The sequence below is a fragment of the Anaerotruncus sp. 1XD42-93 genome (genome assembly GCF_009917605.1).
In the GTDB taxonomy this organism is placed as follows: Bacteria; Bacillota; Clostridia; order Oscillospirales; family Ruminococcaceae; genus Anaerotruncus.
Map to the genome: position 1 here is coordinate 37,336 of NZ_QZEG01000019.1, position 12,927 is coordinate 50,262.

The window sequence follows — 12,927 nt, forward strand, 5'->3', positions numbered from 1 at the left end:
TGTGTATGAGAAGATAGTCGAACTGCTTGCGGCCATAGGATACGGCGCGGTTTCAGACAGCGACGAAATTGCATTGCGTTTTGTCATTTCCAAGGTGGAAAGCGAGATCCGGAACGAAATCAACTGGAAAGAGGTCCCGCGGGAGCTGGAAAACGTCCTCGTCTGCCGTGTGGTGGGCGAATTTCTCCTGCACAAAAAGACCTTTGCCCCCGCAGACCTTTCCATGCTGGACTTGTCCGGCGCGGCAGTCAGGCAGATCCAGGCCGGGGATACCAATTTCGTGCTCGCATCCGGTGAGGGAACGGAAACAGACGGAAGCCGCCTGTCAGCCTTCATCAACCATCTGCTTTCCTACGGTGCGGATCAGTTTTCCGCGTTCCGGCGGATCAGGTGGTAGCCATGAACATAGAGAAAGCACAAGCGGCAGCGCGGACCGCCCTTGAGAAATTTCACTACAAAGACCTGTGCAGTGTGAGCGTGTATCAGGACAGGAAAGACCCCAAAACCAAGCTGACCAGCAAGCAGGAAGTGATCTTATTGGAGGATGTCCCATGCAAGCTGTCCTTTGAGACGGTCAAAAGCGCGGAAGGGACGGACACAGCCGCCGCTGTTTCACAGACGATCAAGCTGTTCCTCGCCCCCGAGGTGACGGTCCCTCCCGGCTCCAAATTGGTAGTGACGCACGAGGGGCATATGGCGGAATACAGCCGGTCCGGCATCCCTGCTGTGTACCCTACACATCAGGAGGTAGTGCTGGTCGCTTTTGAGAGGTGGGCGTGATGAAGTTTGGAAGCTGTAATTTGGGTGGGCTGAAAAAATTGCAGGAGAAGTTAAGCAAGGTGCAGCAGCCGGACATGGACGCATTCCTGACCGCCTGTGCGAAAGAGCTTGCCGCCCGTCTGCTGCGGGACGTGATCCGCAATACCCCGGTTGGTGATTATTCCACGGAAGTAAAGGTGGTTGCAAAGAAGGATTCCAAACACCACAAAAAAGGGGAGACTTACACCAAGCGGGTAAACCGGAGCGGCAAGACAGGCGGTACACTGCGCCGGGGCTGGACCTCCCAGACGAAGGGGGAAGCGGCGGCAGGGCACGGAAGCGGGCTTTCCAATGTCGTCGAATTTCTGGACAAGATCACCGTCACCCATGTGGGGGATACCTACCGGATTGAACTGGTAAATCCGGTTGAATACGCTTCCTACGTGGAGTATGGGCACCGGACGCCGGATCATAAAGGGTGGGTGCCGGGAAAATTCATGCTGACGATTGCGGAAGAGCATATCCGGCAGATTGCTCCGAATCTGCTCGCGCAGCGGTTAAAGACATTTTTGGAGGGATATTTTACATGAGATGATAAAGCTTCTGATTGAATCCATTGCGATCGCGCTGGAATCGGCTTTCGGTGAGGGCGTTACAATCTACTGGGAGGGTGTGGAACAGGACTTGAAAGAGCCCTGTTTTTTTATTCAGTGTCTGGAAGCGGGGAACAACCTGTTTCGCGGGAAGCGGTATTACCGGACACACCAGTTCTGCATCCAATATTTCCCCGCTTCAACCGATACCCCTCGGGCCGAATGCGAAGCCGCGGCCGAACAGCTCTACAGCGCATTGGAATGGCTGGCTCTGCACGAGGAGGAAACGCTGTTGGGCGGGAAAAAGATGCGCCATAAGACGGTTGACGGCGTATTGCATTTCTTCGTGAATTACGACCTCTTTGTGATGAAACAGGCGGACTACAACTTTATGGGGAAGTTGAACCATACCATGCAGGAAAAGAAGGGAGAGAAAACCGATGGCGGGAAAGAAACCCATGCATCTCGAAACAACTGACACAGGAGCGGTAAAGCCAGAGGCGGTATTTACAAGGAAACAGCTCGCCGCCTCAAAGCATTTCCAGCACCGGCGCGACGCGCTTCTGGCCGTCCTGGAAGAGGATAAGCGGTACACCGTCAGGCAGGCACAGGACCTGCTGGACGCATTTTTCGGAAAGAAGGTAGGATAACGAATGGCACTTGGCGGCGGCACCTTTCTGGTGCAGAACAAAAAACTTCCGGGCAGCTACATCAACTTTGTGAGCCTGCCCACAGCGAGCGCGACCCTTTCGGACCGCGGTACGGTGACGATGCCGCTTGCTCTCGATTGGGGACCGGATGACGCCGTGTTCACCGTCGAGAATGGGGATTTCATCAAGCATTCGATGAAATATTTCGGCTATGACTATACCAGTGAAAAACTCAAGGGCCTGCGCGACCTGTTCATGAACGCGATCACCCTGCATGCCTACCGGCTGAACGGCGGCGGGAAAAAAGCCGCCAACGCCTATGCCACGGCCAGGTACAGCGGCACACGGGGCAACGACCTGATTACCGTGATCTCGGCGAATGTGGACGAACCGGAGCTGTTCGACGTTTCGACCTACATGGGCGTTGACCAGATCGAAACCCAGACGGTAACCGAAATGAAGGAGCTGTTCGACAACGATTATGTGAAGTGGAACACCGATGCGGTATTGCAGGAAACGGCGGGTATGCCGCTGGAGGGCGGAACCAACGGGGAGGTCACGGGCGGCAGCTATCAGAAATACCTTGACGCGATCGAAAAATATACCTTCAACGCCATGGGTGTTGTCACGACCGACAATACGGTCAAATCCCTGTTTTCGGCGTTTGTCAAGCGGATGCGGGATGAGGTCGGCATGAAGTTCCAGCTGGTCCTCCACCGGTACACCAAGCCTGATTATATGGGCGCGGTGAGCGTGGAAAACATCTGCACCGACGGGGCGCAGCGCGTCGATGGGAAGATGGTGCACCCGGATGAAGCCGCGCTGGTCTACTGGGTGACCGGCGTCGAAGGCGGTATCGCTGTAAACAAATCCGCCATGAACAAAAAGTACGACGGGGAGTACACCGTCGATGTCAACTACACGCAGAAAGAGCTTGAAAATGCGATTGACGCGGGCAGGTTCATCTTCCATCAGGTGGGGGATGATGTGCGGGTATTGGAGGACATCAACACGTTTGTCACCACCAGCGACACGATGGGAGACGTGTTCAAGAGCAACCAGACGATCCATGTCTGCGACCAGATTGCGAACGATGTGGCGGTGGTGTTCAACACAAAGTACCTGGGCGTGGTGCCCAACGATGCGGATGGCCGGACCTCCCTCTGGGCAGACATCGTAAAGCTGCACCAGCAATTGCAGGACATCCGGGCGATTGAAAATTTTGAGGATACGGACATCACGATTGCGCAGGGCGACACCAAGATGGCGGTTGTTGTAGAAGACGCGATCACGGTCATCAACGCGATGGGCAAGCTGTATATGACCGTAACCGTATCCTGAGAAAGGGGATAAAGGAAGATGGGGAGCAGGGTTATCATGCACGGCAAGGATACCGTTTTTGCGGCGCTTGCCGAATGCTATATCACCGTAGGAACAAGACGGTATAACTTCATGCAGGCGATCAACCTGGAAGCAAAGTTTGAGAAAAACAAGGTGGAGGTTCCCATTCTGGGGAAGCCCGGCAAGGGCAACAAGGCCGCGGGATGGAAGGGAACCGGATCGGCAACCTTCCACTATAACACGTCGATCTTCCGCCAGATGATGCAGCAGTACAAGGACACGGGCGAGGACGTTTATTTTGACATCCAGATCACCAACGAGGACCCGACCTCCAAGGTGGGGCGGCAGACGATCGTTTTGATCGACTGCAACATTGATGGCGGCGTTCTGGCGAAGTTCGACGCGGACGGCGAATATCTGGATGAGGATATGGACTTCACCTTTGAAGATTTCAAGATGCCGGAGACTTTCAGGCATCTGGACGGGTTCCTCACCAACTAGTGTTTATTCAAAAAGGAGAGATGCAGCATGTCAACTTTTACACAGTTCATGAAAGAGAACAAGAAAAAGAAGGAAAACACAACCTATGCCGCGACCCGTTCCATTGTGGATAAGAACGGCGAGCCGGTTTTGTGGACGCTCAGACCGGTTTCCAGCCGGGAAAATGCCGAGATCCGGGAGGACTGTATGGAGGAAGTGCAGGTCCTCGGCAAGCCCAATGCGTATCGGCAGAAGATGAATACCGCAAAATACATCTCCAAAATACTGGTCGCCTCGTGCGTCAGCCCGGACCTCTACGACCGGGAATTGCAGGATTCCTACGGGGTGATGTCCCCGGAGGACCTGCTGTTCGCGCTGGTGGACGATCCGGGCGAGTATGACGCATTTACAGCCTTTGTGCAGGACTTTAACGGGTTTACCAAATCCTTTGAGGAGAAGGTGGAAGAGGCAAAAAACTGATCGAGGGGGACGATCCGGAAGCGAACTACGCTTACTATTGTCTCCACAAACTGCACATCCGCCCAAATCAGTATCTGAGGATGGACGATCAGGAAAAGGCGTTCATCATCGCGGCGATCCGCATCAAGCTCGAAAAGGAGAAAAAAGCTGCCCAAAAGGCGGAACGTCCAAAAGGCCGGAGAAGGAGAAGAAGGTAAGAATATGGGAATTTTGCAGAGCGGGGTTGAGCTGTACGACGGTTTCAGCCCGGTCTTAAACAACATCATAAACGCCCTGAACCTTACCGTTTCAGCCTTTGGGGACATGCAGCGCATCAGCGGCAATGATGTGGATACCCGTTCCCTGGATGGAGCGTGGGAAGCCGCAAACAAGGCGACCATGGCGATGCAGGCGCTCAATGACGCGTATTCTCAAATCGGGGGCGGGGAGGTTCCCGCCCCCGTCGAGGTCCCTGTCGTGTGGCAGACGGACCAGATGCCTGTTTTTACAGGTACAGGGATCGAGCGATTCCGGCAGGAGGTTCAGAGCGCCGCAGACCTGATGAGCGATTTGAATCATGCACAGCTTCAGATCAACGCGCAGGCCATGGCAGCCGAGATTTTGCCTCCCAACGCTGCCGCAGATTTGAACCGGATACAAAACCGGATGCAGGCCATTCAGGCCCGGATTTCTCAGATTGCCAACAACCCCATCAACATGGGTTCGGAGCAGGCAAACAATGAATTGGAACAGCTGCGGATGCAGTTAGGCCAGGCCCTGACAGCGCAGGAGGCGCTGAACCGCGCGGTTACAGATATGGATGTGGGAGCGGCCAACGATGCGTATAATCGTCTGTCCCAGATTGTGGGGGGAACCGAACAGTATATCCGGGATAACGTGGACGAACAGGGCCGTTTCAACAACGCGATCCATCAAGGGGTAAGCGCCGCGGACAGCCTGTCCAACGCCATCCGGAATGCGGTGGCCGGGTTTGTCGGGTTGGCTGGGATGAGAAAGGCATTCGGGGTCATACAGGAAAGCGCCGGCCTGTTCGACACACAGTTAAATGCTGAAATCCAGCTCTCCACCGTATTGGGGAATATGCTGGAGGAGGATGTGGACGGGGCGTTTGATACCATTACGGCCAAGGCGAGTGAAATTCAGGGTCTTGGCATCTACGGGGACGAAGCGATGATTGCCGGAGCCGCAGAGTTAGCAACCTATTTTTCCGATCCGGATGCGCTGCTGTCCATGATGGACACCCTCGCGGATTATTCCATGGGGATGTCCGGGGGCGGGGCGCTGGACAGCAAGGCCATCACCGACTATGCGACGGGGATCGGGAAGATTATGTCCGGCAGCTATGACGCCATGACCAAAAAGGGCTTCGAGTTCACAGACGCCCAGAAAGCGGTGATCGAAGGGACGGCCACACAGGCGCAGATTATAGAAGCGATTGGTGAAGAATATCTGGACGCTTCCGCGGATATGCAGGCTGCCGCGGCAATTAACGCTGTGGTCTCCGAATCGTGGGACGGCCTGTACGAGGCCATGTCCAACACCCCGCAGGGAAAGATTATCCAGCTTTCCAACGCTTACGGAGACCTGAAAGAACAGGTAGGCGCGGGGGTCTATCCCTATATCCTCAAAATTGTGGATGCAATCAACGAAAACTGGGGGACAATCGAAGTTGTGATTGCCAAGGTAACCACGGGGTTACAGCTGCTGATCGGGATTCTTGGAATGGTTGCGAAGGGGGCTGTCAATGTTTCCTCCGCGATGATCGACAACTGGTCGTGGATCGGCCCAATCGTTTATGGCGCGACGGCGGCAATGACAGCCTATGTTGCTGCATTGGCTGCGTATAACACTGTTCAGTCGATTACCAACGGCATCAAGGCGGCAGCAGAGATTCGGGAGACCGCACATGCCGCAGCTTTGGCAATGAGTACGGGACAGACAGTCCTTGCAACAGCGGCGCAATACGGCCTGAACGCGGCGCTGCTGGCCTGTCCGATCACATGGATCATCCTGTCGGTCATTGCTGTGATCGCGCTGATCTATGCGGCTGTGGCGGCGGTGAACCATTTTACAGGAACCAGCGCCAGTGCCACCGGAATCATAGCAGGCGCATTTGCAGTGGCAGGTGCACACATTTTGAACACCTTCACCATCCCGCTCTGGAACGGGTTCGCTTCCCTCGCGAATTTTTTCGGCAATGTGTTTCATGGCAAAACAAGCGCTGTGACCGTCCTGTTTTACGACATGGCGCTGACCGTGATCGGTTACATCGAAAATATGGCCGCGGCCATCGAAGCGGTGATTAACAAAATCCCCGGCGTGACGGTGGACATCACAAGCGGCTTGGACAGCTTTTACAGCGGGCTGGAACAGGCACAGCAGAAGGTGAAGGATGAATCCGGCTGGGTGGAATACGTCCAGAAGATGGATTATATCGACTATACCGATGCCGCGGCTGCTGGTTACAGGTTCGGCGAGGGAGTGGAAGAGACCATCTCCAATTTTTCGATCAATGACCTGTTCGGCGTGGAACCGCTGGATATGTCCGACTATCTCTCCCGGTCGGGACTGGCCGGGAACGTTGCCGACATTGCGAACCATACCGGCAGTATGGCGGACGGTCTGACCGATACCGGCGAAGAGCTGAAATATTTACGCGACATCGCGGAACAGGAGACAATCAACCGTTACACAACCGCCGCAATTACCATCAAGCAGACCAACCATAACAACGTCAGCAGCGGGATGGACCTGGATGGGCTTGTAACCGGCTTGACGGACGGTGTGAGTGAAGCGGTGGACAAGATCACAGAAGGGACGCATATCTGATGAGTCAATACCATTTCTATCTGAAAAAATGTCTGCTGCCTGTCGCTCCCTCGCAGTTGAAGCTGACCATCAACAATAACAACAGCACCTATATCCTGATTGATGAAGGGCAGATCAATGTGTTGAAAAAGGCCAAGCTGACGGACATTGAATTTGAATGCATGATCCCGCAGGTCCGGTATCCGTTCGCGGTCTATTCCGGTGGATTCCAAAAGGCGTCCTATTTTTTAAACTACTTTGAAAAGCTAAAAACCAGCCGGAAACCATTTCAGTTTATTGTTTCTCGGACACTGCCGAGCGGCAAGGTTCTGTTCAGTACGAATATCAAGGTTTCGATGGAAAGCTATTCGATCACAGACGAAAGCAAAAACGGGTTTGACCTGATGGTGAAAATCAAGTTGAAACAGTATCGGAGCTATTCTACAAAAATCTGTAAGATCAAGGTGCAGCAGAACACCGCAACGGCAACCAAGCAGGTGGAACGCGCCCCGTCCAGCACAGACAATACGCCCGGACTGCCCATGTCCTACAAAGCTCAAAGCGGGGATTGCCTTTGGAATCTGGCAAAGAAATATTACGGGGACGGCTCGAAATACACCCTGATCGCAAAGGCAAATAACATGAGTGACCCCAACGTTCTCTATGTCGGGGATGCGTTGACCATCCCCAAAGAATCATAGGAGGGGGAGTATGGCACAGCTTCTGATTACAAATGAAAAAGGTGTTTCCTTTTTCCCGTTGGTGGAAGAGGGGGTGGAATGGACCACCGACCGCAGGGGTTCCCCAGGTACCTTGAAGTTCACTGTGCTCAAAGACAAAGCTTTGGGAAATATCGGCGAGTTTGGCGAAGGCTCGGCTGTGAATCTGCTGGTAAATGGAAAAACCGTCTTTTATGGCTTCGTCTTTACCAAACAGCGGGATAAGACGAACGGCGGCGGGGTGATCCGCTGCACCGCCTATGACCAGATCCGCTACCTGAAAAACAAGGATACCTATGTTTATGAAAACAAGACCGCGGATGTGTTTATCAAGATGGTTGCTGCCGATTATGGGCTGAATCTGGGGGAGATCGAAAGCACCTCTTATGTCATCCCGTCCAGGACCGAGGAGAACGCGACTCTGCTGGATATGATCGAAAACGCCCTTGACCTGGAACTGACCAACCAGAAGGAGATGTTCGTCCTGTATGACGATGCGGGGAAGCTCACCTTGAAAAATATTTCCAACATGCGGCTGAATCTGTTGATTGATCCGCAGACCGGGGAGAACTATGACTACACATCCAGCATTGACGAACAGACCTACAACCAGATCAAGCTGGCCTATGACAATCAAAACACCGGAAAGCGGGACATCTTTATTGCCAAGGACAGCGCCCACATCAACGAATGGGGCGTTTTGCAGTATTTCGGCACGCTGAAGGAGGGGGAAAACGGCGCGGCAAAGGCGGACGCGCTGCTGTCCCTCTACAACAGCAAGACCCGGCGGCTCAAGATCACCAGGGCGTTCGGGGATGTGCGGGTCAGGGCTGGGTCAATGGTGGCGGTGTCCCTGGATTTGGGGGACATCGTTGTAAATTCCTATATGCTGGTGGAGAAAGCAGTCCATGTTTTCGGCGAGCATGAGCATTTCATGACTTTGAATCTGCGCGGAGGTGAATTTGTTGGCTGATTGCACAGAGCTCGTCAAGATGCTCAAGCAGACCGCCCTTGATGCGGTCGACGCGAAAAAGCCGGCTGCGGTCTACTATGGGACGGTTTTGAGCGCGGCCCCTTTGAAAATTGACGTCGAGCAGAAGATGACCCTGTCGCAGGCACAGCTTGTCCTGACAAGGGCGGTCGTGGATCATTACGTCGATATTGAGGTAAAACATGAGACCGAGGAAAAGGAAGGCGGCACAGGCGCGCAAGCCTACGAAAAGCACAAACACGAGTACAAGGGGCGAAAAAAAATCATGATTTACAACGGACTGAAGCCCGGGGAACGGGTGATTATCATCCGCTTTCAGGAAGGGCAGAAATTTCTGGTGGTTGACCGGGTATGCGACCACACGGTGGAGGGGCAGTGGCTATGATTCCGTCAAATACAAACCTGCTGAACCTGACCTTTGATTTTGCCGAGCAGCCCACCAAAACCTATCAGATGGACCTGAAAACCGGGAAAAACATCCGGGGCTATACGGATGAGCTGGAAGCGATGAAGCAGGCGATCTTCAAGATATTGAACACCGAACGGTATCAGTATCTGATCTATTCCTGGAATTACGGGATCGAGCTGGCGGACCTGTTTGGGGAGCCGATCTCCTATGTCTGCCCTGAACTGGAACGCCGGATTGTGGAAGCGCTGACCTGGGATCAGAGAATCCTGGATGTAACGGATTTTGCCTTTGACAGCCCGAAAAGGGGCGTGCTGCATACCACCTTTACGGTGCATACCATCTTTGGGGATGTGCAGGCAGAAAAGACGGTGAATATTTGATGTACGAGAATGTAACCTATGAGCTCCTTTTGGAGCGGATGCTGGGCCGGGTGTCCGATAAATTTGATAAACGGGAAGGATCGGTGATCTGGGATTCCCATTCGCCAACAGCGATCGAGTTTCAGATTCTGTATCTGGAGCTGGACACCATCATCCGGAATTCTTACGGAGATACGGCGGCACGGGAATTCCTGATCCGGCGCTGCAAGGAGCGCGGCATTACGCCATATCCGGCATCCCACGCTGTTTTGAAAGGGATTTTTTCTCCGGCGGACATTGATGTGACCGGAAAAAAATTCAGCCTGGATGTCCTGAACTATGTCGTTCTGGAACGGATTTCAGGGGATGCCTATCAGGTGCGGTGCGAAACTCCCGGCATCATTGGACATCAGCATCTGGGAAAACTGATCCCGATCGAATACATAAACGGCCTTACGAATGCCGAGCTGGTGGAAGTGTTGATCCCTGGGGAGGATGAGGAGGAGACCGAAGCGCTGCGCCAGCGGTATTTCGATTCCTTCAAGGGGGAGGCGTTTGGCGGGAACGTGCGGGATTACCTGGAAAAGGTGCACGCGATCCCCGGTGTTGGAAGCGTGAAGGTCACAAGGGTCTGGAACTGTGACATCCGGCCTGCTGAAATGATCCCCACGCCGCGGGTGAATGCGTGGTATCGGGAGATCATCGGGACATTGGAGGTCGGGGAAATCCGGTCGTGGCTGGACGCGGTATACGCAGCGGCAAGCCAAAAGAAGCTGACCACGGGCGGTACCGTGCTCCTGACCATCCTCGGCGCGGATCACAACCCGGCGTCGGATGTCCTCATAGAGACTGTACAGAACACCATCGACCCGCCTGAAGATGCGGGAGAGGGGTATGGGCTGGCCCCGATCGGGCATGTCGTCACGGTGAAAAGTGCGGACGCGGCAGCGGTGTACCTCACCACCCGGCTTTTGTTTGAGGAGGGATACAGTTGGGACAATCTCCAGGCGGAGATTGAAGGTGTAATTTCAAATTACCTGTTGGAGCTGCGCAGAGGGTGGGAGGACGCCAGCTGTTTGATTGTGCGTCTCAGCCAGATCGAAGCGCGGCTCCTTTCGATCAAAGGGGTGATTGATATTCAGGATACGGCGCTGAACGGAAGCCCGGAAAATCTGGTCCTTGGCAGATACGAGGTGCCGGTGTTTGGAGGTGCGGCGGCATGTTGAGGAATGTAGACCTGCCCGGCTATCTGCCGCCCTATTTACAGGAATACCGGGAGCTGATGCAGGCTCTGAATGCTGAAAATCCAGAATTCAAGGCCGTCTGGAAGGAAACACAATGGATTCTGGACAACAACTTTGTAGTAAGTGCGGACGGTTATGGGCTTTCGCGGTTTGAAAAAATCCTCGAGATTCATCCGGGAAAAAGTGAAACCCTGGAGGAACGCAGGCTGCATATCCTCGCCCGTTTGAACGAGCGCCGGCCGTATACGCTCCGCGCCTTGCGGGAACTGCTTGGAAACATCTGCGGAGACCGCTTCCGGTCGGCTGGTGTGGACACAGACCGGTATACGTTGGAAGTGAATGTCCTCGACGGAAAACCGGATTTATTCCCGATCGTACGGGAACTGCTGGACCATATCGTCCCGGCCAACATCATCTGGGGCGCTGTCTTTGAGCAGACAACCCCGCTGCCAGCCGCACAGATGCGGATTGGCGGTGCGGTTATACCGGTCATATCTTCCTCGAAGCTGTCGGAATTTGCGTGGGTGCGGGCGTTCCGGACGCCTGTGAGAGCAGGGACGATGACCGCGGGGAGCCTGTCGTCATCAAAAATGCTTGCGTTTCCGCGGCATTACACGCTTCGGACATCTGTGCAGGCTGCGGTAGGCCGCTGGAAATACACCGTTACACGTCTGCCACCAATTTCAGAAAGGGATGATTGATCTTGGAATCTGGATTTACCATTACCGCTGCCGGATGGCGTAAACTGGCGAGGATGGTCGCCGGGGATACGCTCCACATTACACGTGTCGCCGTTGGGAAAGGCGTTTTGCCGGAGGAAACCAATCCCGCGGATTTGACCGATTTGGTCAACCCGGTTGCCGATGCGGCATCGACACAGCAGCTGGTCAACGGCTTGGAAGTCTCGTTCATCGTAGAGTACCGGAACGACATGAACGGCGGCCTTGCAACAGGTTTTTGGCTCACCGAATTTGGCGTTTTTGTGCAGGACGGCGACGGAGAGATCATGCTGTATTATGCAACGCTGGGAGATTATCCGGAATATGTTTCGGCATATGGCAGCGGACGGATCGACGTCAGACGGTATCCGGTGGCGATCGTTTTGTCAAAAGAGCTGAAGGTGGAACTGGATTATCCGCCTATGGCGTTCCTGACACATGAGGAAGCGGAACCCCTTTTGACCAACTATACGCTGCTTCGGATTCAGCATGGGCTTGGGTGCTATCCGTTGGTCGAGCTGGGCGCGCTCAGGTATGGCGCGGGTCTTGGACGGTCTGGTGAGACACCCGCGGGCGGCACAGATATGGAGATGCACCCGGTCAAGGTGATCCATCACGACCCGTATAGCCTGAGCATCCGGACCGTCCGTCCGGTTTTTCAGATGGGAACACCGGTCGTCCGGAGGCTGGACAACTGCCGTTATATTGTCACCTTTGAGGGGAACGATGCCGACAGTTTGTATATTCAGCTGCTTTGCAATGCAGGGACGGTCCCTGAGATTCCCGCAGACGTAATTGCGGTCAAAAATATGGTATTCAGCGCAGACCCGCCCGGAGATACCTCGGTAATCTGGGGAGCGCTGTGATGAAAAAGGAGGAATGTAGACATGGCGCAGAACTACACGCAGAGAGTATTTGTGAACGGAAAATGGGAGGACCGTTATCCCAAAACGGTGGCGGCACAGGTCGAGACCGACCCGCAGCACCGGTTTTTGACGGACGGTCAGATCGCGGCCTTTGAAGCAAAGGAGGATGCAGCCAGCAAAAACAAACCGGGTGGTTATGCGGGGTTGGATGAGGAAGGGCGGCTGCCGCTGTCCCTGATCCCGTCGCTGTTGGAGCACAACAAGGGCTACTACGCGGCCCCGGAAGCCCTGAGAGAAGCGCTGCCCTCTGCGAATGCCGGAGATTTCGCGGTCGTTGGCTTGACCGATACCGTCTGGATTTGGGACGCTGACGGCGAACCGGCAGGCTGGATCGACAGCGCGACACGGGGCGCGGTGATTTCGGTCAACGGCAAAACCGGGGCGGTTACCATCACATGGGACGATCTGGAGGTACCCGATGCCGCACTGGATGCCAAAGGCATCGTGCA

General features: G+C 54.5%; 16 protein-coding genes and 1 pseudogene. All 17 read left to right on the forward strand.

Annotated elements, in window-relative coordinates; all coding sequences use genetic code 11:
- The first annotated feature begins 1 nt into the window (after window position 1).
- Complete coding sequence (locus D5269_RS09045; protein WP_120486192.1) at window positions 2-397, forward strand: hypothetical protein; 396 nt, start codon at window positions 2-4, stop codon at window positions 395-397.
- A gap of 2 nt (window positions 398-399) precedes the next feature.
- Window positions 400-780, forward strand: a complete 381-nt coding sequence (locus tag D5269_RS09050; protein ID WP_243126872.1) for a hypothetical protein — start codon at window positions 400-402, stop codon at window positions 778-780.
- Window positions 780-1,349, forward strand: coding sequence for an HK97 gp10 family phage protein (locus D5269_RS09055; protein ID WP_120486190.1), 570 nt, complete (start codon window positions 780-782; stop codon window positions 1,347-1,349). Before D5269_RS09050 ends, D5269_RS09055 begins: the two co-directional genes overlap by 1 nt.
- Window position 1,350: 1 nt before the next feature.
- Complete coding sequence (locus tag D5269_RS09060) at window positions 1,351-1,830, forward strand: DUF6838 family protein (protein WP_199735744.1); 480 nt, start codon at window positions 1,351-1,353, stop codon at window positions 1,828-1,830.
- Complete coding sequence (locus tag D5269_RS09065; RefSeq protein ID WP_147408000.1) at window positions 1,793-2,002, forward strand: hypothetical protein; 210 nt, start codon at window positions 1,793-1,795, stop codon at window positions 2,000-2,002. Before D5269_RS09060 ends, D5269_RS09065 begins: the two co-directional genes overlap by 38 nt.
- Before the next feature lie 3 nt (window positions 2,003-2,005).
- Entirely contained in the window at window positions 2,006-3,343 is a 1,338-nt protein-coding gene (locus D5269_RS09070; protein WP_120486188.1) for a phage tail sheath family protein, read from the forward strand.
- Window positions 3,344-3,361: 18 nt separating this feature from the next.
- The gene (locus D5269_RS09075) at window positions 3,362-3,844 is read left to right on the forward strand and encodes a phage tail tube protein (protein ID WP_120486187.1); all 483 of its coding nucleotides are present in this window, start codon (window positions 3,362-3,364) and stop codon (window positions 3,842-3,844) included.
- Between the two features lie 27 nt (window positions 3,845-3,871).
- Window positions 3,872-4,303, forward strand: a complete 432-nt coding sequence (locus tag D5269_RS09080; protein WP_120486186.1) for a hypothetical protein — start codon at window positions 3,872-3,874, stop codon at window positions 4,301-4,303.
- A 201-nt stretch (window positions 4,304-4,504) separates the two neighbouring features.
- On the forward strand, window positions 4,505-7,132 hold the full coding sequence (locus D5269_RS09090) for a hypothetical protein (RefSeq protein WP_120486184.1): 2,628 nt from the start codon (window positions 4,505-4,507) through the stop codon (window positions 7,130-7,132).
- The gene (locus D5269_RS09095; RefSeq protein WP_120486183.1) at window positions 7,132-7,812 is read left to right on the forward strand and encodes a LysM peptidoglycan-binding domain-containing protein; all 681 of its coding nucleotides are present in this window, start codon (window positions 7,132-7,134) and stop codon (window positions 7,810-7,812) included. Before D5269_RS09090 ends, D5269_RS09095 begins: the two co-directional genes overlap by 1 nt.
- Before the next feature lie 10 nt (window positions 7,813-7,822).
- Entirely contained in the window at window positions 7,823-8,803 is a 981-nt protein-coding gene (locus D5269_RS09100) for a hydrolase (RefSeq protein WP_120486182.1), read from the forward strand.
- On the forward strand, window positions 8,796-9,206 hold the full coding sequence (locus D5269_RS09105) for a DUF2577 domain-containing protein (protein ID WP_120486181.1): 411 nt from the start codon (window positions 8,796-8,798) through the stop codon (window positions 9,204-9,206). Before D5269_RS09100 ends, D5269_RS09105 begins: the two co-directional genes overlap by 8 nt.
- The gene (locus tag D5269_RS09110; protein WP_120486180.1) at window positions 9,203-9,610 is read left to right on the forward strand and encodes a DUF2634 domain-containing protein; all 408 of its coding nucleotides are present in this window, start codon (window positions 9,203-9,205) and stop codon (window positions 9,608-9,610) included. Before D5269_RS09105 ends, D5269_RS09110 begins: the two co-directional genes overlap by 4 nt.
- Window positions 9,610-10,815, forward strand: coding sequence for a baseplate J/gp47 family protein (locus D5269_RS09115; RefSeq protein WP_120486179.1), 1,206 nt, complete (start codon window positions 9,610-9,612; stop codon window positions 10,813-10,815). Before D5269_RS09110 ends, D5269_RS09115 begins: the two co-directional genes overlap by 1 nt.
- Entirely contained in the window at window positions 10,809-11,534 is a 726-nt protein-coding gene (locus tag D5269_RS09120) for a putative phage tail protein (RefSeq protein ID WP_120486178.1), read from the forward strand. The genes D5269_RS09115 and D5269_RS09120 overlap by 7 nt, the downstream gene beginning before the upstream one ends.
- Window positions 11,535-11,536: 2 nt before the next feature.
- A complete protein-coding gene (locus D5269_RS09125; RefSeq protein ID WP_120486177.1) occupies window positions 11,537-12,418 on the forward strand; it encodes a hypothetical protein in 882 nt (293 codons plus the stop codon).
- 21 nt (window positions 12,419-12,439) lie between these two features.
- Window positions 12,440-12,927, forward strand: a pseudogene (locus D5269_RS09130) (hypothetical protein); the annotation flags it as partial.